This is a genomic window from Salegentibacter sp. T436 (assembly GCF_001932675.1).
GTDB classification, from domain to species: Bacteria; Bacteroidota; Bacteroidia; order Flavobacteriales; family Flavobacteriaceae; genus Salegentibacter; species Salegentibacter agarivorans.
Genome location: NZ_CP012872.1, coordinates 3,143,751 through 3,166,109 on the forward strand (window position 1 = coordinate 3,143,751; position 22,359 = coordinate 3,166,109).

A 22,359-nucleotide genomic window follows, 5' to 3' on the forward strand; every position below is an offset into this window, starting at 1 on the left:
TATTTAAAATCGTCATTCTAAATTTATTTCGGAATCTAAATATTTGGAATGCCAACATGTTAGAAGCTGAAACCAGTTCAGCTTGACGATAATAAAGATCCCTAGCTTTGTCGGGATTAATTCGACCAACTAATTTACGGCGTAGCTTCGCTACTTGTAAATTAGGGTCTCATTAGAATAAGAAAAGCCCACTACTGGAGCGGGCTTTTAACTTTGTAAAAAAATAAATTAAGCTTCAGCTACAACATCAAAATTGTAAGTAGAAATCACTTCACGATGAAAACGTAAAGTTGCTTCGTACTGTCCTAATCTCTTGATGTTACCACCAGCTATAGTAATATATTTCTTATCGATTTCAATGCCTTCTTTTGCAAGAGCATCGGCTAAATCTGCATTGGTGATAGATCCAAATAATTTGTCTCCTGCACCGGCTTTAGCTGTTAACTTAACTTCTACATTATTAAGTTTTTCAGCTTGCTTTTTAGCTTCGTCGATAAATTTTTGCTCTTTATAAGCTCTTTGTTTCAGGGTCTCCGCCAAAACTTTTTTAGCTGAAGGAGTTGCAAGATGTGCATATCCCTGAGGTATAAGATAATTTCTACCGTAACCGTTTTTAACGTTTACAACATCATCTTTAAAGCCTAAATTATCTACGTCTTGTTTAAGTATCAATTCCATAATTGCCTCTTTTTATTTTAGTAAATCACCAACATATGGCATTAACGCAAGGTGACGTGCTCTTTTCACAGCAACAGCCACTTTTCTTTGGTATTTTAAAGAAGTTCCTGTTAAGCGACGAGGCAATAATTTTCCCTGCTCGTTTACGAAACTCATTAACCAGTCTGGATCTTTGTAATCTATATACTTAATTCCAGATCGCTTAAAACGACAATACTTTTTCGTTTTACTGGTCTCTATATTAAGAGGAGTAAGATACCTAATCTCTCCGTCTTTTTTTCCTTTTGCTTGTTGTTCAATAGATGTAGCCATACTTACGCTTTTTCTTGTTGTCTTCTATTTCTTCTTTTCTCAGCCCAGGCGATAGCGTGTTTGTCTAACTTTACAGTTAAATAACGCATCATACGCTCGTCTCTTCTAAAAGCAAGTTCCAACGGCTCTATAGCCTCTCCTGGAGCTTTGAATTCAAACAGGTGATAAAACCCGCTTTTTTTGTGTTGAATTGGATAGGCTAATTTTCTAAGCCCCCAATCTTCTTTCGATACCATCTCGGCCCCTTTAGAAACAAGAAATTCTTCGTATTTCTGAACTGTCTCCTTTATCTGCTCATCAGATAAAACGGGATTCAAGATGAAAACAGTTTCATAAGTGTTCATAAAAATTTACTTTAAATTTATTTGGCTGCAAAAGTAACTCAATTATTTCTATTATCAAAGCTTAAAAGTAAACTACCATATAGTAATTTAAAGAGGCATTAATAAAGAAAAAAGGTTTGATTTTTAAGTCAGGTTTCAGAATATTTAGATTTTGATTAAACCAGTTTTGGAATAAAAAATTAGAATATTTTAACACCAGGGTTAAAGCACTTCATTTCTTACTACAAAATGAAAGATAAGCTTGAAATTTCACCTATGATTTTAAAGTTTATCTTGTGATTTAAGTATTTTATGTTTAATATTGTTATTACTTAACCTAACTACTGTGGAAGAAATTTTACTCAAATGTATTGTTGTTGATGATTCCAGCTTGCAGCGATTATCTATCGTAAAGTTGATAAAAGACCATGCTAATCTTAAGCTGGTTGCCGAGTACAATAACGCTATTGAAACTAAAAACGGCCTGCTCGATAATGAAATAGATTTGATATTTCTTGATATTGAAATGCCCGTATTAACAGGTTTTGAACTTCTTGACGATCTTCCCAACAAACCACAAATTATCTTTGTAACCGGGAAAACACAGTATGCTTTTAAAGCTTTTGATTATGATGCCGTAGATTATATTCATAAACCGGTAACTAAAGAGCGTTTTAATAATGCCGTAAATAAGGCGATAAATCTTTACAAATTAAAACACCAGATCTCTGCACCACCAGAAGATGAAGATTATATTTTTGTAAAAAGCAATCTTAAAAACCGAAAGGTTTTCCTCAATAAATTAAAATATATCCAGGCCCTGGGAGATTACGTAAAATTTGTTACCGAGAAAGAAAATTTTGTAGTTCTCGCTACCATGAAATCTTTTGAAGAGCAACTTCCCAACGATAAATTTCTGCGAACCCATAAATCTTATATAGTAAACCTTGATAAAATTGAGCGATACAATTCTAAGAACATCGAAATAGATAAGCAGAAATTACCACTTAGCCGTCACAAGAAAAGCAATTTGGTTGAAGCTTTAAGTGCGATTCAGTAAATTCTAATTACCCTACATCCTATTATACTATCATCAACCTGAACTATTTTTAGGTTTTAACTTGTTACCACAATAGATCCTGAAACAAGTTCAGGATGACATCCAGGAAAAATCAGTCTAATTATATAGGATCCACATTAATCACCACTTTAACACTTCTAAAAGCGCCAATAGCATTAAAACTTCCCATAATTTTTTGCAGTACTTCTTTTGTTTTCCCTAAAGATTGTTGCTGCGGAATTTTAAGCAAAATATTTTTATAATATTCGTTTCTAATTCTGGCTACGGGTGGAAACTCGGGACCAAGAACGTTCTCTTTAAAAACGTTTTTCATTCCTGCGGCAAGCCAATCTGCAGCATCATTGGTTTTCGAAAAATCACGACATTTTAATGTAATTCTTATTAAACGATGAAAAGGCGGATATTTATAATTATACCGCTCTTCTAATTGGTCTTTGTACATTCCCGCATAATCTCCCATGGAAACCTGCTGAATAATCTGGTGATGCGGATTGTAACTTTGAATTAAAACTTTTCCACGCTTTTTTGTTCTTCCTGCCCTTCCCGCAACTTGCAGCATCAACTGGAAACTGCGTTCATGGGCTCTAAAATCAGGGAAATTCAGCAAATTATCAGCATTCATAATTCCCACCAGGTTTACTTTTCTAAAATCGAGACCTTTGGTAAGCATTTGAGTTCCTATTAAAATATCTATTTCCTGTTGTTCAAAGGCATTTATTAATTTTTCATAGGCATATTTTCCGCGGGTGGTATCCTGGTCCATTCTCGCGGTTTTATATTCGGGAAAAATGGCTTTTAATTCAGTTTCAATTTGTTCAGTTCCAAAACCTTTGGTGGTAATTTCAGAACTATCGCAAGCCATACATTTCTTTTGCATCGCAATATGATAGCCGCAATAATGGCACCGTAACTGGTTGTTATGGTTGTGATAAGTTAAACTCACATCGCAGTTAGGGCATTGTGGAGAATGACCGCAAGTATTGCATTCCAACACAGGAGAAAAGCCCCTGCGATTTTGAAATAAAATTACCTGTTCCCCTACATTCAGGGTTTCTTTAATTTCCGAGAGCATTCTATCAGAAAAATGCCCCTTCATCTCCTTCTTTTTATATTTTGTTTTTATATCTACAATTTCCATTTCGGGTTCCAGGACATCACCATATCTTCGATTTAATTCTACCAAAGCATATTTATGATGTTGTGCGTTAAAATAAGATTCTAAAGAAGGAGTAGCCGATCCCAAAATAGTTTTCGCTTTAAAGAAATTCGCCAAAACCACGGCCGCATCCCTGGCGTGGTATCGTGGGGCAGGATCAAATTGTTTAAAAGAAGTTTCGTGTTCTTCGTCTACCACCACTAAGCCGAGATTTGCGAAAGGAAGAAAAATTGAAGAACGGGCGCCAATCACTATCCTCGCTTTTTCTGAATCTTCTAAAATATGCCGGTACACTTCTACCCTTTCATTTACCGAATATTTACTGTGATAGACCAAAACTTTATCTCCAAAATAAGCTCGCAACCTTTCAATTAACTGGGTGGTTAAGGCAATTTCAGGCAAAACATAAAGTGCCTGTTGGCCATTCTCAATAACCTCTTCTATAAGTTTGATATAAATTTCAGTCTTCCCTGAGGAAGTAATTCCGTGGAATAAACAAACCTCCTGTTCTTTGAGACCTGCCTTTATTTCTGAAAAAGCTTTCTGTTGAATTTCACTTAACTGAATCCCTGTTTCTGAAGCATTGCCATTAAACGTAACTCTATCGGTTTTTTCGTAATATTCCTCGAGAATTTTCTTAGTGATCAGGCTCTTTATAATCGTTGCCGAAACCCCTGATTTTGCGCTTAAATCTTTTACTTTTAATGGTTTTTTATGCTGTGCTTTAATGCTGAAAAAACTTAGTAAAGCTTCTTTCTGCTTTGGGGCTTTTTCTAAATCATCCAGAAGGCGATGCATTTCGGTTTCATTATCATAAACCGGGTTCAATTTTACAAAGCGCATTTTTTTCGGCTTATACTGCTCATAAATTTCCTGGTTAAGAACCACCAAACCTTTTTCTACCAGGGCATTTATTACCGGTAATACTGCTTTTTTATCCAGGATTTTCATCACTTCCTGGATTTTTACCGAAGACTGTCGCTGCAAAGCTTCAATCACCAAAAACTCTTCATCTTTAAGCTGATTTTCATCTATTTCAGCATCTTTAATTAGCTGTACAATACTTTCACTTTCCAGTAAAAACGCACCGGGTAAAGCAGCTTTAAGAACATCGCCTTCAGCACACATATAATAGGAAGCAATCCAGGCCCAGAATTTTAGTTGATGTGCTGTAACCAACGGACTTTTATCTAAAATCTGGTTAATAGGTTTAGCCTCGTAAACCTGCGGCGGATTTTGATGAATTTTCCCAACAATAGCGGTATATACTTTCGATTTTCCAAAGGGAACAGCAACTCGCATTCCTTCTTCCAAAAAATCGGCTTCAACTTTACTTATTGAATACGTGAAGCGTTTTTGTAAGGGCAGCGGCAAAATTACATCTATAAAATAGGCCATATGGAAATTGAAAGTTTACTCAAAAATAAAAACCATCCTTAAATAAGAATGGTTTTAATGTTTTAAATTTTAGAAAGTTTTTATTCGGCTCTTTCCCAAACCTTAGTTTTGTAGAAAAAGGCGATATAACCTCTTACATTTAGTTTATCGGGATTGTTTTCATCAACCCAAATTTTACCTTTATATTCTTTCCCAGATTTTGGATCTATTAAGGTTCCATTTATATATTCGTCGCCATCTTTTTCAAAGTCACGAATTACATTTAGGCCTTCTATAGGTTTGTTTTTAAGCTCGCCAGGGCATTCGGTGCATTTTTGGTCACGATCTTCTTCTTTAGTAATTTTTATCACTTTACCGTGAACTGCATCGTCTTTTTCATAAATCTCTATTATAGAATTTACGCGCCCGGCATCGTTTACTACCTTCCATTTACCAAAAACCCCTTGCGCATGGATTCCTGAAGAAATCAGTAAAAATCCACAAATTAGTAGGTTAAGTAAGTTGAGTTTGGTTGTCATTCTATTCTTGTTTTATTGTTTACCCAGCATTCCTTCTTTAAGGTCATCATCTGCCGGATCGTTAGAAAGCCAAATTCCAAATAAAGCCTTTTTAAACTCCATTCCTTCAATTGAACCGCTTTCTTTTCCGTTTCTATAAATTACTGAACCTCTTGATGGTAAATAAACAATATCAAACACATCTTCTTTATTAATTTCATCTTTAAAAAAGCTGATGAACTTTTTTATTTCTGCTGAAATTGGGGCTGTATTTCCACCGGTTGAGCTTTCAAAACCTTCAGTAACCGCGTCAATCATTCGGTCGCTGGTAATCATTTTTGAAACTATGTGCAATCTTATTGCCATAGCTTCATCTTTATTCATTATTTCTGAAGCATTTCCAGATTTATTTTTAAGGTAAAGTCCGCCGGCATACATATCCATCCAAAACTTTTCTCTAACTCCGGCGCCATTCAGCGTCATTGTTTCAGAGCCATATTCTAAAGTAGCAGGTAAAGTAGCACCTCCAATTTCGGTTTGTGCTGAAGTTAAATTTAAGCCGAAAACGGCTACTAATACAACTAGTAATTTTTTCATTTCTAATGTGGTTTTAGGTTGTTAAGTTATTTAATTTTTTTCTTCATTTTTATTAAAGAAGCATTTAATTCAAATCCTAAGAGCAATATATTAGAATTTAACCAGATATACACCATTAAAATTAGCAATGCCCCAATAGAACCATATAATTCGTTATACGCTGAAAAGTTTTCTATATACAACCCAAAGAAATAAGTGGTTATAATTATTAATAAAGTAGTAAAAAAGGCTCCTATAGAAAAGAATCTTGCCTGCCTGGCTTCTTTAGTGCCAAAATAATATAACATGGCCACTACAATATAAATTAGTAAAACAAACCCAACATATTTTACAATGGCAGCGCCTCCATCTGTTGCCAGGCCTAACTCCTTTAAATCGTCCATTGCATAAGTTAAATAGACTACCAGTATAATGGTAAGAAGCAACAACAATGCCATAATAAGCGATATTCCCACGGCTACCAGGTATTGTCTAATTATAGACCTGTTGGCGTTAGTATGGTAAGAAAATTCAAACCCGGTAAAGATCGCGTTTATTCCATTGGTCATTAAAAATATAGAAACTATAAAAGCAATAGAAAGTAGTCCACCTCGCGGCGTATTGGCAATATCCAGCAAAATATCATTAAAATATTCCTGGGTGTCTGGAGGTAATAAAGATTCCATAAAAAGCAGGAATTGCAGCTGGAAGTCGTCTATAAACTGGATATAGGGAATTAAGTTAAGCATAAACAGCAAGAACGGAAACAGCGCCATAAAAAAACTAAATGCAATGGCACTTGCCCTGGTAGAAAAGGTTCCTTTAATAATTCCTCCCGAATAAATTTCCCAAAGATCGTATAGCGATAGGCCATCAAAGCCGGGCAAAATTATAGCCCTGGTCTTTCTCTCCCACCAATTTGAAAATTGTTCTAATTTAGACAGAAAGGCTTTTTTTGGAGCCATACCTTATATTGCTTTTAAGCTAAGATCTAAGTTATAAACCGAATGCGTTAACGCACCACTGGAAATATAATCTACGCCGCATTCTGCATATTTACGGGCCGTATCCAGGGTGATTCCGCCGCTGGATTCTGTTTGGCATTTACCATTAATAAGTTTTACCGCGCTACGGGTATCTTCATAATTAAAGTTATCTATTAGAATACGGTGAACACCTTCATTTTCTAAAATTTCTTTAATTTCCTTTAAATTTCTCGCTTCAACAATTATTTTAAGATCAAGTTTATTGCTCTTAAGGTAATCTTTAGTTTTGTTAATTGCCTTAGAAATTCCGCCGGCAAAATCTATATGATTGTCCTTTAACATGATCATATCATACAAAGCAAACCTATGATTCTCCCCTCCGCCAATTTTTACTGCCCATTTTTCCAGCGCTCTAATCCCTGGAGTGGTTTTTCGGGTATCCAAAATTTTAGTATTAGTACCTTCCAGTTTTTGAACAAAAGTATTTGTTTTGGTAGCTATGGCGCTCATTCTTTGCATAGCGTTTAATACTAATCTTTCGGCCTTTAAGATTGATTGTGAACTCCCTTCAACAAAAAAAGCCACATCTCCCCTTTGTATAGTTTTACCGTCTTTAAGTAAAACTTCAACTTTTAACTCGGGGTCTACTTTATCAAAAACCTGAAGGGCAAAATCTACTCCTGCCAAAATCCCTTTATCTTTCACCAGGAGTTTAGCTTTTCCTATAGCTTCTTTAGGAATACAGGCCAGAGAGCTATGATCACCTTCTCCAACGTCTTCTCTAAGCGCATTTTCAATAATTAGGTCTATTTCTTTTTCAAATTGTTCTTTTGAGATCATTTGCAATACTTATTTTTGTAAATGTAGCAAAGTCTGCGTTAAATATACCGAATGACCATAAAATTACTCTGCATAGGAAAGACTGATAACAGGGAGCTTAAACAGCTTATTGAAGTTTATAAAAAACGCCTTCAGTTTTATAATAAATTTGAAATTGAAATTATCCCCGATCTTAAAAAGACGAAAAACCTTGATGAAAATCAACAAAAGGAAAAAGAAGGGGAATTAATTCTGGCTAAAGTTCAGAATTCAGATTTCCTGGTGCTTTTAGATGAAAACGGAAAAGAATTTTCTTCAGAAAAATTTTCAGTATACATTCAAAAGCGATTAAATAGTGGGCTCAAGCAACTTATTTTTGTAATTGGTGGGCCTTATGGTTTTTCTGAAGCGATTTACCAAAGAGCCAATTCTAAAGTAGCACTCTCGCAAATGACTTTCTCTCATCAAATGGTAAGACTTTTCTTTACCGAACAGCTTTACCGCGCTTTCACCATCTTAAAAAACGAACCCTATCACCATCGCTAAAAATAACTATGGAACTTGTATTCGCCACGCATAATAAAAATAAACTTATTGAAATTAAAGCACTTTTACCACATTACATCAAACTTCTCTCTTTAGATGATATTGGTTGCGATGAGGAAATTCCGGAAACTGCCGATACTATTGAAGGTAATGCAATTTTAAAAGCAGAATATGTTAAAAACCGATACGGTTATGATTGTTTTGCAGATGATACCGGGCTGGAAGTTGAAGCGCTAAATGGAAAACCGGGGGTTTATTCTGCTCGTTTTGCAGGAGAAAATAAAGATGATGCCGCAAATGTGAAAAAATTACTTAGCGCGTTAGAAGACAAAGAAAATAGAGCCGCACAATTTAAAACTACCATTGCTTTAAATTTAAACGACAGGCAAAATCTCTTTACAGGAATTTGCAAAGGCGAAATTATAAAAGAAATACGCGGAGAAAAGGGTTTTGGTTATGATCCTGTGTTTAAACCAACTGATTTTGAGAAGACTTTTGCCGAAATGAGCCTTGGTGAAAAATCAGAAATAAGTCATCGTGGAAAAGCCTTTAGAGAGCTAATCGCCTATCTTTCAAAATAAAAGAACTAGATAGGTGTATATTGCTATGTAAGCCGTACCTTTGCCGCTTATTTAATTTTTTATATGAACAAATTTGAACAATTAGGTTTAAACCCTTCTATTCTTAAAGCAGTCGAAGAAATGGGTTTTACAAGCCCAAGTGAGATACAGGAAAAAGCGATTCCTGTTTTACTAAACGAAGATACCGATATGGTGGCATTGGCCCAAACCGGTACAGGAAAGACAGCTGCTTTTGGATTCCCGCTTATCCAGAAAATAAACGTAAGTAAAAAACATACCCAGGCATTAATTCTTTCACCAACACGTGAACTTTGCCTGCAAATTACCAACGAATTAAAGAATTACTCGAAGTTTGAAAAAGGTCTTAATCCGGTTGCTATTTATGGTGGGGCCAGCATTACAGACCAGGCCAGACAAATTGAACGTGGAGCTCAAATTATTGTGGCTACCCCGGGACGTATGCAAGATATGATAAATCGTAATCTTGTAGATATTTCTAAAATAGAATACTGTGTTTTAGATGAAGCAGATGAAATGCTAAATATGGGCTTCTTTGAAGACATTAAAGCAATTCTTTCTCATACTCCAAAAGAAAAGCATACCTGGTTATTCTCTGCAACTATGCCTAAAGAAGTTGCAACAATTGCCAAGAAATTTATGCGTACGCCTATTGAAATTACTGTAGGTTCTAAGAACCAGGGAACATCTAATGTTTCCCACGAGTTTTACCTGGTAAATTCAAGACAACGTTACGAAGCTTTAAAAAGACTGGCAGATGCCAATCCAGATATTTTTTCGGTTATTTTTTGCCGAACAAAAAGAGATACTCAAAAAGTAGCTGAAAAACTTATTGAAGACGGATACAGCGCTGCAGCTTTGCACGGTGACCTTAGTCAGAACCAAAGAGATTTGGTGATGAAAAGTTTTAGAAATAAGCAAATCCAGATGTTGGTTGCAACAGATGTTGCTGCCCGCGGAATTGATGTAGATGATATTACTCACGTAATCAACTACCAACTTCCTGATGAGATTGAAACGTACACTCACCGTAGTGGTCGTACCGGTCGTGCTGGCAAGAGCGGAGTTTCTATGGTTATTGTTACCAAAAGTGAAATGCGTAAAATTAAAAGTATTGAGCGTATTATTCAGCAGAAATTTGAGCAAAAAGATATTCCTGACGGAATGGAAATTTGCCGCGTGCAGCTGTTTCACCTTGCAAACGATATTAAAGAAACCAAGATTAATCACGATATAGATGCGTATCTACCGGGAATTAATGAGGTTTTAGAAGATTTTACCAAAGAAGAACTTATTAAGAAATTCTTTTCTGTAGAATTTACTCGTTTCTTCAATTATTATAAAAATTCTGAAGGTTTAAGTTCTCCCTCAGCTCCTGCAGATGGTGGTGGTTCTGGAGATTCTACACGTTACTTTATAAATGTAGGTGCAAAAGATGATTTTGACTGGATGAGCTTAAAGGATTTCCTTAAGGCTACTTTAGATCTTGGTCGTGACGATGTTTATAAAGTTGATGTAAAAGACAGCTTCTCTTTCTTTAATACCGATGCAAAAAATACCGAAACTGTTTTAAGCACCTTTAAAGACTTTAAACACCAGGGTAGATATATTAATGTTGAAGAAACTACTGATACCGGCGGACGTGGTAAACGCGGCGGCGGTGGCGGTGGCGGTGGCGGCCGAAAAGGCGGAAAATTCAACAAAGGCGGCGGCAAACCAGACTTTAAAGGAGGTGGGCGTAGACGTTCAGACGATTTTAAAGGTGGTTCTGGAAAAGGAAAGAAATCTGGAAACCGAAGCAAAAACATAGAAAGCTCTATTAAAAGAAGACGGAGCAAAAATTAAATTCACATCTGGCGCTTAAATTTTCAATTATGGCATTGTTTTTTATAAGTATTTTATAATTTAGGCGCCAATTGTTATGAAGAAATTCCTTTTTACCTTTTTACTACTTTTTTTAGCTTTTCAGGCATTTTCACAGGATGTTGTATCGGGAACCGTTATGAACGCTGCAGATGATAAACCTATTGAAAAAGTCCATATTGTAAACCTAAACCAAGTTAAAGGTGCCGTTAGTGAAGAAGACGGATCCTTTGAATTACAGGCCACAGTTAACGATACTCTCTATTTTTCTTATCTTGGATTTAGACCTATAAAAGTTAGGGTTACCAACGACTGGCTGAAATATGGAAATGTAAAGGTTAAAATGACCGAGTTGGGAATTGCTTTAGAAGAAGTGGTTTTAAAACCGGTTACTCTTACCGGATATTTAGAGATTGATGCCAGAAACATTCCTATTTATGAGAATAACCGCTATAGCATCTCGGGCTTAAATGCCGGTTACGAAGGTGGAGATAATTCTGCTAGTGCGGTTTCCCGTACTTTGGGCGCTATCTTTAATCCTGCCGATTTGATGCATAATATTTTTGGAAAAAAACCAAAGCAAATGCGAAAATTAAGGCAAATGAAAGAAGATGATGAAATAAGAACACTTCTACGTAATAAATTTGACAGAGAAACTCTTATCGCACTTCTTCCAATTAATAAAGTAGAAATTGATGAAATCTTACAGCGCTGTAGCTATTCTAAAGATTTTTTAAGATCGGCAAACGATTTGCAAATTTTAGACGCTTTAAGCGGTTGCTACGAAGAATACAGGGTTTTACAAAGAAATTAAACCTTCACTCCTTTTTCCATAGTGGTTTTTAAACTAATTAGGCCTTTTTCGAGATCCTGACCCATTAATTTATCGGCACTATAAAACAAACTTATTACTGAAAGTGGAAACGGTAAATTACCGCGAATTCCCCAAACTACTTTAGATTTTCCCGGTTCCAGTTCTTTTGCTGCAAAATAAGTAAGCATACTCACTTTTACCGGTTTCACAAATAGCACGCGAGTCTCAAAAACTCTTGGATGTTTTACTTTTATAATTTTTTGAAGCCCTTCCCCTATTTCATTATTCTTACTTTTCCAGTAAATAGCCGCTCCTAATTTTCCATCCTCACCTTTATGCTTTAAAACTGCTTCAGGATGTTTTGCAAACCAGGGCACCCAAAGCGGATGTTTCTTTAATTGCCGTACATAACTAAAAACCAAGTCACGTGGGGCATTTATTACCATTGTTCGGCTAATGTCATACCTTTTCTTTGCCCAGGCATGGAGAAAAGCTATAAAAGTAATAAAGGCAATAAGTAGGTAAAAAAAGAGGGTCATTAGAAAAAATTATTCAACTAATTTAATGATTTTCTGTATTGAATTGCGCTATAATTGAATCTGAATTTTTAATACATTTTTTTAGCCATTCATATTTCAGGTTAATTTTATCTTCTTCAGAAAGTTGCCAGTTAATTTCACTGCTTTTTAACCTGGAAGTAATGCTTTGTAAAATAATAGCTGCAGAAACCGAAATATTTAGACTTTCAGTAAAACCAAACATGGGAATATTCAACCTGCAATCGGCCTCATTTAAAGTTTCATCACTTAAACCTTCTTTTTCGGTTCCGAAGAAAATAGCTGAAGGTTTTTCTATATTAAAATCTTTTAGAGCTGTGCTTTCTCCATAAGGTGTAGTTGCCACAATTTGATAGCCTTTTTTCCGTAATTCTTGTATGCATTCTTTTGAAGTGGAATACCTGTTTACATCTACCCATTTTTGGGCACCCATTGCGATTTCGCGATCAATTCTTTTAGGTTTGCGTTCTTCTATTACGTGAATATTCTGAATTCCAAAAACCTCACAACTTCTAATTACTGCACTGGTATTATGTAATTGATATACATCTTGGGTTGCGACTGTAAAATGATTGGTTCGTTCTGCAATCACTTTATCGAATAAAGCAATTCGTCGCGGTGTAAGAAATGTTTCAAGATGTTCTATAAGACTGGTTTTTTGCATGGGCTAAAATTATAAAACCCCACTTGAAGCGGGACGTTTTCACGAGAATATTTTTTAAAATTTTCTACTGAAAAAAATTGAAATTATAATTCATAAAAAGTTTAAAATGAATACAAAAAAACCCGGCCTCATTTAGGCCGGGTTTTTCACTCTAACATCAACATTTAAGTTCTAAGAATTAGAACCAACATTACCTTGAGCTACAAGCGTCTCTAAATCTTCAGCACTTAAGTGCACATTTAGATAACCGTCATAGTCTAAAAGTCCGTTATAGTCAATCATATCTGCATCTTCCCCATCAAAAGCTGATACATTAGTCATACTCATTCCGGTATCACCATTCACTGCATTTAGAGAAATGGCAATATCTCCGGGAGCATCTTCAACAGAGCCCACGTGGATATGCGCAGGGTGTTCTCCACCATCAGGAGTTCCATCTAACATTATAGTTACCAGAGTTTCGCCATTTACACGTTCTTCAAACATTGCAGTTCCCATTATTCCATCAACATCTACACTTCCAAGATCATAAGAAGCAGATTCGCCGGTTAGTTCATTTTGGCCTATATCACCCTGAGCTACAATAACTCCAAGTTGATCTGCACTTAAATGAACATTTACATAACCATCATAATTTAATACATCTTCGTAACCAAATGCGGTATCATCATCAAGCATCGCAACGTGAGTCATACTCATTCCGGTAGCTCCATTTACAGGGTTAAAAGTGAAAGCTATATCGCCACCTTCAGCGGCAGTTCCCATATGGATGTGAGCAGGGTGCATTCCGTCTTCTGGAGTTCCGTCTAGCATAATAGTAGCTAAAGCTTCCCCACTCATTCTTTCTTCAAAAATCACAGAACCACTAATTCCTTCAACAGCTCTTTCTCCTAATTGGTAAGTTTTGCTTTCTCCGGTTAATTCATTTGCTCCTATATCTCCCTGGGCTACAACAGTAGCCAAATCTTCTGCACTTAGGTGAACGTTAACGTAACCGTCGTAATTCAGTACTTCTTCGTATCCAAATTCGGTATCATCGTCTAACATTTCAACCTGGGTCATACTCATTCCGGTTGTTCCGTTTACCGGATTAAAAGTGAAAGCTATATCGCCTGGGCCTTCCGTAAAAGAACCCATATGAATATGTGCAGGGTGCATTCCATCTTCAGGAGTATTATCTATCATAATAGTCGCCAGGGCAGCACCACTCATACGTTCTTCAAACATTACCGTTCCACTAATTCCTTCAACAGCTCTTTCATCAAGCTCGTAAGATTTAGTTTCGCCAGTAAGTTCATTACCACCTATATCGTTTTGAGCTACAAGAGTTCCAAGTTCATCTGCGCTTAGGTGAACATTTACATAACCATCATAATTAAGTACATCGTTATACAAAAATGCAGTACCATCGTTTAATTCCGCAACATTGGTTTTACTCATTCCGGTAGCTCCGTTCACTGATGTAAAAGTAAAAGCAATATCTCCCGGTGCTTCTACAACAGATCCTATATGAATATGTGCCGGGTGCTCACCATCCTCTGGAGTGCCATCAAGCATAATGGTTGCTAAAGCTTCACCATTTACTCTTTCTTCAAACATTATATTTCCAGAAATTCCTTCTATAGCTCTTTCTTCAAGCATATAGTTTTTAGACTCTCCGGTAAGTTCATTTTCACCGATATCTCCCTGTGCAACCAAAGTACCAAGATCGTTGGCACTGATGTGAACATTGATATATCCATCAAAATTTATAGCTTCTTCATAAGTAATACTCGTTCCATCATCTAGTGTAGAGAAAGTAGTTGTACTCATTCCGGTAGATCCATCTACAGGTTCAAAAGAAACTGCAATATCTCCACCTTCTGCAGCGGTATTATAATGAATATGTGCGGGGTGCATTCCTCCATCTGGAGTTCCCTCTAATTCCAGCTCAACGGTGGTACTGTTATCTTCATTTTCCATAAAAGTAGCTGTACCCGAAATTGAAGGATCGGCAACGGAGTAAAGTTGAAAGGATTTTGTTTCCCCCTCAAAATCATCGCCCCCTCCATCGGGGTCTACTGCATCATCATCGCTGCTGCAGCCCATAAACATAAACGGTAGTGCTATAAAAATAGCAAGTAAGAATTTTTTCATAAGTTTAAAATTTTTAAGTTATTAGTAAATTAGAGATAAGAAAAAGCAACAAAACGCTTTTTACGTTATCAAATCTATAGATAGATACGAGGGAGCTGGATTTAACGGATGTTAAGGTTTGTAAAAATGAGGCACAAATAATGTTAAAGGAATTATTAGCAGTGAAGGGAGACTTGTTTTAAACGTTATAGAATAAAATTTAAAATTGCTATTTTAAGTTAGATTAGAATTTTATATACTAAAAGATAAAAAAGAAGTTTCCAGAACAGGAATAGCGTAAAACTAAAAAAGCCCGACTCAATGCCAGGCTTTTAAATTAAGAAATATTATTAGAGATTACTCTTCAGAAGAAGCGTTCGCTCCCATATTTCCCTGTGCAGCTAGAACGTCTAGTTCTTCAGCACTTTTGTGTACATTAATGTAACCATCATAAGTTAGCAATTCTTCATAAGTAATTGCTACTGCTTCTACTTCATCAGAACCATCGGTCATACTAACATTAGTCATACTCGTACCAGTAGCTCCATTAACAGGAGTAAAAGTAATTGCGATAGCTCCAGGAGCATCATCGATAGATCCCATGTGAATGTGAGCTGGGTGCTCTCCACCTTCTTCAGTTCCTTCAAGATCTAAAGTTACTAGAGTTTCACCATTTTCACGTTCTTCAAAAATAGCTACACCACTTACACCCGGAATATCTCTTTCCTCAAGATCATAACTCACAGACTCTCCAGTAAGTTCATTTTCACCAATATCGGTTTGAGCTACAATAGTATCTAATTCCTCCTCACTTAGGTGAACATTGATATACCCGTCATAGGTAACCAGTTCTTCATAAGTAATATCGGTGCCATTATCCAAAGCTGATACTTCAGTAGTACTCATCCCTGTAGCTCCATCAATAGGAGTAAAAGTAACAGCAATATCTCCAGTTTCAGCAGCAGTTCCCATGTGAATATGAGCTGGGTGCATTCCATCGTCTGGAGTACCTTCAAGATCAAATTCTACGGTAGCGCTTCCATCTTCATTTTCTATAAAAGTAACAGTCCCGCTAACGCCAGAATCACTCATTTCATTAAGTGTGTACTCTTTTGTTTCTCCTTCAAAATCTGGAGTGTCTACGCCATCATCGTCACTATCACAACTTGTGAATCCTGCGACCATCATTAAAGCAAATGCTAATTTTTTCATTTCAAATTTTAATTTTTGGGTTATTAATCATTCTCTTTAGAGATACGAATAACAGTAAAAGGTTGCGTCATATTTAAGGTGTTTTGAATATTTTAACGTAGTATTTTAAATAATATACTGAGCTTCAGTGATATAATAATCAACCTTTAACATTTTTAATTATTTGAGATTAACACTACCTTAGAATTAATAACCTAAACCCAAAGTATGCAAAAGAAAATAGTAATTCTTACAGGCGCGGGAGTTAGTGCAGAAAGTGGTATTCAAACCTTTCGGGACGTTGATGGCTTGTGGGAAGGCCACGATGTTATGGAAGTAGCCTCACCAATTGGGTGGAAAAAGAACCAGGAATTAGTTTTAGATTTTTACAATAAAAGGCGCCGGCAATTATTAACGGTAGATCCTAATGCTGCGCATACTGCACTGGTTGAACTTGAAAAAGAATTTGACGTAGAAATAATTACTCAAAATATAGATGATCTTCACGAAAGGGCCGGCAGTACAAAAGTTACCCATTTGCACGGCGAGCTATTGAAAGCCAGAAGTACTTTTAATGAAAATCTTGTACTCGATTGGAAACAGGATATAAACCCCGGAGATTTCTGTGAATTTAACTATCAGCTCAGACCCCACGTTGTTTGGTTTGGAGAAGCAGTGCCTATGTTTGAGAAAGCTATGAAAATTGTTGCTGAAGCAGAAATACTTATGATTATAGGAACCTCAATGCAGGTGTACCCGGCAGCAGGCCTGGTAGATTTTGCTCCCGAAGGAATTCCCATTTATTTTATAGACCCGAAACCTAATATTCAGGAAAAAGGGAATCTTCATATTATTGCAGAAAAAGCTTCCATTGGCGTTCCTCAGCTGGTAAAGGAATTAAAGAATTCAGCATAAAAATTTCATACTATTCATAGAAAAAGAAATGCTACAGCGGTTTTAAAGATTATTTGGAAGCAGTATATTTACGGCTTTTAATTTCTAAATCAAATACATGACACCGCTAACCGCCATTTCTCCAATAGATGGAAGATATCATTCCAAAACCAAACAGCTCTCGCAGTATTTTAGCGAAGAAGCCCTAATAAAATATCGTGTAAAGGTTGAAGTTGAATATTTTATTGCGCTTTGCGAATTACCACTACCCCAGCTTAAAGATGTAGATCATTCGGTTTTTAGTGATTTGCGCGCCATTTATGAAAACTTCACTACGATTGATGCACAGGCGGTAAAAGAGATTGAAAAAACTACCAATCACGATGTAAAGGCGGTAGAATATCTTATAAAAAACAAGTTTGATGAACTAGGCCTGGAAGCTCATAAAGAATTTATCCATTTTGGATTAACCTCACAGGACATCAATAATACCGCGGTTCCATTAAGTTTAAAAGATGCAATTGAAGCCGAGTATATTCCTGAAATAGAACAAATAATTTCTAAACTCACGCAGCTCTCCCAGGATTGGGCAAATGTTCCGTTACTGGCAAGAACTCACGGGCAGCCGGCTTCCCCTACTCGTTTAGGTAAAGAAATAGAAGTTTTTATCACCCGTTTAGAAGCTCAATTAGATCTTTTAAATAAAGTTCCACACGCCGCCAAATTTGGCGGAGCCACTGGTAACTTTAACGCTCATAAAGTGGCTTACCCAAATACCGACTGGAAAGAATTTGGAACTAATTTTGTCCAGCAAAAACTAGGGTTGCACCATTCTTTCCCAACCACGCAAATTGAGCATTACGATCATATGGCTGGGCTGTTTGATGGCTTAAAAAGAATAAACACGATTTTAATAGATTTAGATCGTGATATCTGGACCTATGTTTCTATGGATTATTTTAAGCAGAAAATTAAAAAAGGTGAAATAGGTTCTTCGGCAATGCCGCATAAGGTGAATCCTATAGATTTTGAAAACAGTGAAGGAAATTTAGGAATAGCTAACGCTATTTTTGAGCATCTTTCAGCAAAATTACCGCTTAGCCGGCTGCAAAGAGATCTTACCGATAGCACGGTACTAAGAAATATTGGTGTACCTATGGGCCACACCAGCATCGCGTTTAAAAGTACATTAAAAGGACTGGATAAATTATTGCTGAATGAAGAAAAACTAAATGCTGATCTTGAAGCTAATTGGGCGGTTGTTGCTGAAGCTATTCAAACTATATTACGCCGCGAAGGATTTAAAAATCCATATGAAACGCTTAAAGGTCTTACCAGAACTAACGAAAAGATCAATAAAAAGAGTATCGCCGATTTTATTGAAACCTTAGAGGTTTCTGATGCAGTAAAAGAGGAACTTAAAAAAATAACCCCGCAAAATTATACGGGGATATAAATTAAAAAGAGGTTGTTTGAGAATTTTCCCACGTCACCCTGAACTCGTTTCAGGGTCTAATTCTAATGAACTTAGAATCTGAAACGAGTTCAGATTGACGATTCTTTTCAAACAACCTCTTCAATAAATTCAACTAAAAAACTATTCTTCAATTTCTGTTTTAAACATACCGGTAATTCCTTTTAAACCGTCTACATCTACGTCTCCTTTTTCAAGCGATTTCATAAGTTCCATCAATTTCTTCGGATTCATATCTTCACCTAATACCCGAGCTACTCCCACTCCTTTGGTATCATCATACCCGTAAACAATAATTTCGTCTATGGCCTCTTCGTCTCCGGTAAAATAAATTTCTGCCTTACGATCGTTTGAGCCATATTTCATTAATAGCTGGTACTTTTTATCCTGCAAAATGCTACTTAGTTTAGCTTTTTCGGCTTCATATTCCTCTTTGCTTTCTTTAACCGGCAAAGCCAAAACATTAATTTTCTTCACACTTTCCAGCGTAGTTCTTTGATTTTCATCCAGGGCATCAGCGTTGGTAAACATACTGGTAGGTACATCTAAAGCAATGAACTTATTGTCCTGCTGATTTTCTACATAATACTCCTGCAAACTCGGCTCGTTCGCACACGAAACAAAAGCTGCAGCCGCCAGTGCCAAGCCTAAAATTTTTATTGATTTCATTTTATATTGATTTTAAGTTGATCTAAGATTTATTTTCTACATTTTTAAGCTCTTCAGCACCTGGTATTTTAAGGTCTGATGTTAAGCGGGATAATTGCGAAAGGTCTATTTCTCCCGTGATACTCAAAATCACAGAAATTAGTTCACCTTCTTTTTCACCTTCCATAAACATAAACAGCTCACTTACATAATTATCGTTTTTTCCTCCTTTAGAATAAAACCGAATATTTTTCCCGTCTTCGTTTACTCGCATTAACTGCTCTAAAGAATTTGAGTTTAAATAACGCTCAACATCTTTTTGCATTTCATTTCTCACTGAAGCCGTGGTGCTGGTAAACATTTTAATCTCATCAAGGTTTTCAATGAGTTTCAGGTATTCCCTGGCTTCTGGGTTATCTTCGCTTAAATCTACTTTAGCAAGCATTTTAAACATCTTGCTGGTCATTACCATCGCATCAACATCCTTCATATTTTCGTACTTGGCAAACGACTGGGCTTGCGTTATTACTGGTAAAAGGCCAATAATAATAACTATTGCTATCTTTTTCATATTATTCGGTTTTTATAAATTTATCTTTGGTGTTATTAAATTCTTTTAGGTATATAAGGTCTTCTTTCCCTTCATTCATTAATTCGGAAACCATTTTTAAAGCTTCCATGCTTTTTTGCAAAGCCTCCTCTTTATCCTGAACCGTACCAAGATCGCTATGATTCATTTCCATAGGTTTATTCTGAAAAAAGAAAAGTCCCACTATTACAAGAATACTTGCCGCTATGGCTGTCCAAAGGTATTTATTCCCCTTTGCTTGCGATGGAAGTTCTACTTCCCGTTGCATTTTTTGTGTTTTGTTTTTTTCTGAAAAAGAAAATAATAACCCATAACTTTTTAAATCGGCTGGCACCTCATTTTTTTGAAAATATTCTCGAAGTGCATTTTCTTCAGCCAGAGATGTTTCACCGGCATCATATTTTTCCAGTAATTCTCTAATCTTTTGTAATTCCATAATTATGCTTGTTTGTTAAGCTTTCTCTTATTTTTTTTCTAGCTCTAGATAAGGCTACCCTAATAGCGGTAGACTTCATTTTAGTGATTTCTATAATTTCTTCAAACTCCAGTTGCTCAATATCCCTAAGCTGAAAAACAATTTTTTGCTGTTCTGGCAACTCATTTAAAATTTGGTTTATCCACAGCATTTCATCTTTAACCTCCAGTTCTGTTTGGAGCGAAATTGAATTATTCTCATAATTCTGATGAACAATTCTTAAATTATTATTCTTTTTTGCTTTTAACTCATCTAAACAATAGTTTTTTGTTGTTGTCATTGCAAAAGCTTCAACATTGGTATAATCCTTGAGTTTATCTTTGCGAGCCCATAGTTTATAGATTACTTCCTGGGTAGCATCTTCGGCAGCTTCTTTAGAAATAAGCAGTCTCAATGCAAGCCGGTACATTTTATCTTTCACCGGGTTAATTTTTTCTAGGAAGGCTTGTTGTTTCATGTATGGTTGGTTTAATAACCTTCTTACCTTTAAAACGATTAGCGGTAATATTTGTTACAATAGGATTTTGAATTTAATTTAATGTGGGTATTTTTAGCAATCTAAAACAAACTTAAATTTATGAAGATTAATAAACTAATTTTACTTTTATTCCTGGCTACAGGAGTCATGAGCAGTTGCTCCAAAGATGACAATGACGAACGCTTCCCGGTTGAACCAGGAGGCGATAAGCCCGGGGAAACTCCTAATTTAGAAATCGAAAATTATTTATATGATGCAATGAGCATCTACTATGTATATGAAGCCGATGTTCCAGAATTAGGTGAGAATTATTTTGATTCTGAAGCCGATAAAAATGAATGGCTGGCTAGTTTTGATTCTCCCGAAGATCTTTTTAATAACGGATTAAAAGTTCCTGCGCCAAAAGATCGTTTTAGCTTTATTATAGATGATTATACTATTTTGGAAAATAATCAAGCTGGAATTCAAACTACAACCGGAATGGATTATGGATTGGTAAGATTTGGAAGTAATGGGGTTTTAGCCTATGTACGATATGTAATACCAAATAGTCCTGCCGATGAAGCCGGCGTTACTCGTGGTACTCTTTTTACCGATATTGATGGGGAAACTATGAACCTTGATAATTATCAATCTCTTTTGGGGAGAGATGGCTATGAAATTACAGTAGCTGAAATTAACGATAATATTATTAGTAATACCGATGAAACCATAGCACTAAACAGAATAGAAATTACCGAAAATCCGGTTCTTTTATCTAAAGTAGTAGAAGTAGATGGAATAAGTGTTGGCTACATTATGTATAATAGTTTTACCGCCGATTTTGATGATGAACTAAATGCTGCTTTTGGAGATTTAAAAGCTGAAGGTATAGATGAACTGGTTTTAGATCTTAGGTACAACGGTGGTGGTTCTGTAGAAAGTGCGGTAGATCTTTCCAGTATGATTACCGGGCAGTTTAACGGTGAAATTTTCTCTAAACAAAGCTGGAACAATTTCTTACAGTCTCAATTATCTGAAGATCGATTAGTAGATAGATTCAACGATAAGATTAGAACTGGCGAAATGATCAATAGCTTAAACCTTAGCAAGGTTTATATTATTGGTACGGCTTCCACGGCTTCTGCCAGCGAGTTAGTAATAAATGGTCTTGCTCCTTATATAGAGGTAGTACACGTGGGAAGCAATACGGTTGGAAAATTTCAGGCTGCTGCCCCTTTATATGATTCTCCTGATTGGGACAGACAAAATAGAAACCCAAATCATAAATATGTGATTCAGCCATTAATTTATGAATCTGTTAATGCGAATGAAGATGCCTATTCTGAAGAAGGTTTAATTCCGGATATTGAAACTGAAGAAGATATTACGAACCTAATAGAATTGGGGACACCTGTAGAAACTTTACTTGCTGCTGCTCTTGCTGATATTACCGGTAACAGAATGGCAATTCCCGCTACATCTTACGATTCAAGATTTACTAAAATTGGTGAACGTGGTGAGACTGATGTAGATTACCAAAGAATGTATATAGACGAAATTCCTGAAGAAATAAGGAAAAAAGCTGCTGAATTTAAGCAGTAATTTTAAAAGTATATTTAATGCAAAGCCCCGATTCAGTTGTGA

General features: G+C 36.0%; 24 protein-coding genes. 8 read left to right on the forward strand and 16 right to left on the reverse strand.

The window, feature by feature from the left end; translation table 11 throughout:
- Window positions 1–228: 228 nt before the first annotated feature.
- The 3 genes from rplI to rpsF are packed head-to-tail and all read right to left on the reverse strand — an operon-like array spanning window position 229 to window position 1,334.
- The gene (gene rplI, locus AO058_RS13900; RefSeq protein WP_075327081.1) at window positions 229–678 is read right to left on the reverse strand and encodes a 50S ribosomal protein L9; all 450 of its coding nucleotides are present in this window, start codon (window positions 676–678) and stop codon (window positions 229–231) included.
- Between the two features lie 12 nt (window positions 679–690).
- Window positions 691–990, reverse strand: a complete 300-nt coding sequence (gene rpsR / locus AO058_RS13905; RefSeq protein WP_075327082.1) for a 30S ribosomal protein S18 — start codon at window positions 988–990, stop codon at window positions 691–693.
- A gap of 2 nt (window positions 991–992) precedes the next feature.
- Window positions 993–1,334 carry a 30S ribosomal protein S6 gene (rpsF, locus tag AO058_RS13910; protein ID WP_075327083.1) on the reverse strand — a complete coding sequence of 114 codons (342 nt, stop codon included), beginning with the start codon at window positions 1,332–1,334 and terminating at the stop codon, window positions 993–995.
- Between the two features lie 325 nt (window positions 1,335–1,659).
- Here rpsF and AO058_RS13915 point away from each other — a divergent pair, with 325 nt between their 5' ends.
- A complete protein-coding gene (locus AO058_RS13915) occupies window positions 1,660–2,373 on the forward strand; it encodes a LytR/AlgR family response regulator transcription factor (RefSeq protein WP_075327084.1) in 714 nt (237 codons plus the stop codon).
- A gap of 121 nt (window positions 2,374–2,494) precedes the next feature.
- On the opposite strand, the gene priA is transcribed toward AO058_RS13915, so the two are convergent.
- From priA to nadC, 5 genes are all read right to left on the reverse strand, one after another.
- Window positions 2,495–4,948, reverse strand: a complete 2,454-nt coding sequence (gene priA / locus AO058_RS13920) for a replication restart helicase PriA (protein ID WP_075327085.1) — start codon at window positions 4,946–4,948, stop codon at window positions 2,495–2,497.
- Between the two features lie 80 nt (window positions 4,949–5,028).
- Window positions 5,029–5,466, reverse strand: a complete 438-nt coding sequence (locus AO058_RS13925; protein ID WP_075327086.1) for a DUF2147 domain-containing protein — start codon at window positions 5,464–5,466, stop codon at window positions 5,029–5,031.
- Between the two features lie 12 nt (window positions 5,467–5,478).
- A complete protein-coding gene (locus AO058_RS13930) occupies window positions 5,479–6,042 on the reverse strand; it encodes a chalcone isomerase family protein (protein WP_075327087.1) in 564 nt (187 codons plus the stop codon).
- Between the two features lie 26 nt (window positions 6,043–6,068).
- The gene (locus tag AO058_RS13935) at window positions 6,069–6,986 is read right to left on the reverse strand and encodes a YihY/virulence factor BrkB family protein (RefSeq protein WP_075327088.1); all 918 of its coding nucleotides are present in this window, start codon (window positions 6,984–6,986) and stop codon (window positions 6,069–6,071) included.
- Between the two features lie 3 nt (window positions 6,987–6,989).
- Window positions 6,990–7,847 (reverse strand): carboxylating nicotinate-nucleotide diphosphorylase, encoded by an 858-nt coding sequence (gene nadC, locus AO058_RS13940; protein ID WP_075327089.1) that lies wholly within the window; start codon window positions 7,845–7,847, stop codon window positions 6,990–6,992.
- Window positions 7,848–7,898: 51 nt separating this feature from the next.
- Between nadC and rlmH the strand changes: the two genes are divergently transcribed.
- From rlmH to AO058_RS13960, 4 genes are all read left to right on the forward strand, one after another.
- Window positions 7,899–8,372: a 23S rRNA (pseudouridine(1915)-N(3))-methyltransferase RlmH gene (gene rlmH / locus AO058_RS13945; protein ID WP_075327090.1), complete on the forward strand. Its 474-nt coding sequence runs from the start codon at window positions 7,899–7,901 to the stop codon at window positions 8,370–8,372.
- A gap of 8 nt (window positions 8,373–8,380) precedes the next feature.
- On the forward strand, window positions 8,381–8,953 hold the full coding sequence (locus tag AO058_RS13950) for a non-canonical purine NTP diphosphatase (RefSeq protein WP_075327091.1): 573 nt from the start codon (window positions 8,381–8,383) through the stop codon (window positions 8,951–8,953).
- 63 nt (window positions 8,954–9,016) lie between these two features.
- Entirely contained in the window at window positions 9,017–10,816 is a 1,800-nt protein-coding gene (locus AO058_RS13955) for a DEAD/DEAH box helicase (protein ID WP_075327092.1), read from the forward strand.
- A 76-nt stretch (window positions 10,817–10,892) separates the two neighbouring features.
- Window positions 10,893–11,648, forward strand: a complete 756-nt coding sequence (locus AO058_RS13960; protein ID WP_075327093.1) for a carboxypeptidase-like regulatory domain-containing protein — start codon at window positions 10,893–10,895, stop codon at window positions 11,646–11,648.
- On the opposite strand, the gene AO058_RS13965 is transcribed toward AO058_RS13960, so the two are convergent.
- The 4 genes from AO058_RS13965 to AO058_RS13980 form a co-directional block, all read right to left on the reverse strand.
- A complete protein-coding gene (locus AO058_RS13965; protein ID WP_075327094.1) occupies window positions 11,645–12,187 on the reverse strand; it encodes an SRPBCC family protein in 543 nt (180 codons plus the stop codon). The genes AO058_RS13960 and AO058_RS13965 overlap by 4 nt on opposite strands.
- A 22-nt stretch (window positions 12,188–12,209) precedes the next feature.
- Window positions 12,210–12,869 (reverse strand): TrmH family RNA methyltransferase, encoded by a 660-nt coding sequence (locus AO058_RS13970; RefSeq protein ID WP_075327095.1) that lies wholly within the window; start codon window positions 12,867–12,869, stop codon window positions 12,210–12,212.
- Between the two features lie 171 nt (window positions 12,870–13,040).
- Window positions 13,041–15,005 (reverse strand): CHRD domain-containing protein, encoded by a 1,965-nt coding sequence (locus AO058_RS18585; RefSeq protein WP_075327096.1) that lies wholly within the window; start codon window positions 15,003–15,005, stop codon window positions 13,041–13,043.
- Window positions 15,006–15,341: 336 nt separating this feature from the next.
- Window positions 15,342–16,196 carry a CHRD domain-containing protein gene (locus AO058_RS13980; protein ID WP_075327097.1) on the reverse strand — a complete coding sequence of 285 codons (855 nt, stop codon included), beginning with the start codon at window positions 16,194–16,196 and terminating at the stop codon, window positions 15,342–15,344.
- 207 nt (window positions 16,197–16,403) lie between these two features.
- Between AO058_RS13980 and AO058_RS13985 the strand changes: the two genes are divergently transcribed.
- The gene (locus AO058_RS13985) at window positions 16,404–17,090 is read left to right on the forward strand and encodes an SIR2 family NAD-dependent protein deacylase (protein ID WP_075327098.1); all 687 of its coding nucleotides are present in this window, start codon (window positions 16,404–16,406) and stop codon (window positions 17,088–17,090) included.
- A 97-nt stretch (window positions 17,091–17,187) separates the two neighbouring features.
- Complete coding sequence (gene purB, locus AO058_RS13990) at window positions 17,188–18,525, forward strand: adenylosuccinate lyase (RefSeq protein WP_075327099.1); 1,338 nt, start codon at window positions 17,188–17,190, stop codon at window positions 18,523–18,525.
- Window positions 18,526–18,666: 141 nt separating this feature from the next.
- Here purB and AO058_RS13995 read toward each other — a convergent pair whose 3' ends face one another.
- Genes AO058_RS13995 through AO058_RS14010 form a run of 4 tightly spaced genes read right to left on the reverse strand, consistent with a single transcriptional unit; the run spans window position 18,667 to window position 20,712 of the window.
- Window positions 18,667–19,212: a DUF4252 domain-containing protein gene (locus AO058_RS13995; protein ID WP_075327100.1), complete on the reverse strand. Its 546-nt coding sequence runs from the start codon at window positions 19,210–19,212 to the stop codon at window positions 18,667–18,669.
- Between the two features lie 22 nt (window positions 19,213–19,234).
- Complete coding sequence (locus AO058_RS14000; protein WP_075327101.1) at window positions 19,235–19,762, reverse strand: DUF4252 domain-containing protein; 528 nt, start codon at window positions 19,760–19,762, stop codon at window positions 19,235–19,237.
- Between the two features lies 1 nt (window position 19,763).
- Window positions 19,764–20,216, reverse strand: coding sequence for a hypothetical protein (locus AO058_RS14005; RefSeq protein ID WP_075327102.1), 453 nt, complete (start codon window positions 20,214–20,216; stop codon window positions 19,764–19,766).
- Entirely contained in the window at window positions 20,197–20,712 is a 516-nt protein-coding gene (locus AO058_RS14010) for an RNA polymerase sigma factor (RefSeq protein WP_075327103.1), read from the reverse strand. Before AO058_RS14010 ends, AO058_RS14005 begins: the two co-directional genes overlap by 20 nt.
- A 120-nt stretch (window positions 20,713–20,832) precedes the next feature.
- Here AO058_RS14010 and AO058_RS14015 point away from each other — a divergent pair, with 120 nt between their 5' ends.
- Window positions 20,833–22,317 carry a S41 family peptidase gene (locus AO058_RS14015; protein WP_075327104.1) on the forward strand — a complete coding sequence of 495 codons (1,485 nt, stop codon included), beginning with the start codon at window positions 20,833–20,835 and terminating at the stop codon, window positions 22,315–22,317.
- Window positions 22,318–22,359 lie beyond the last annotated feature (42 nt).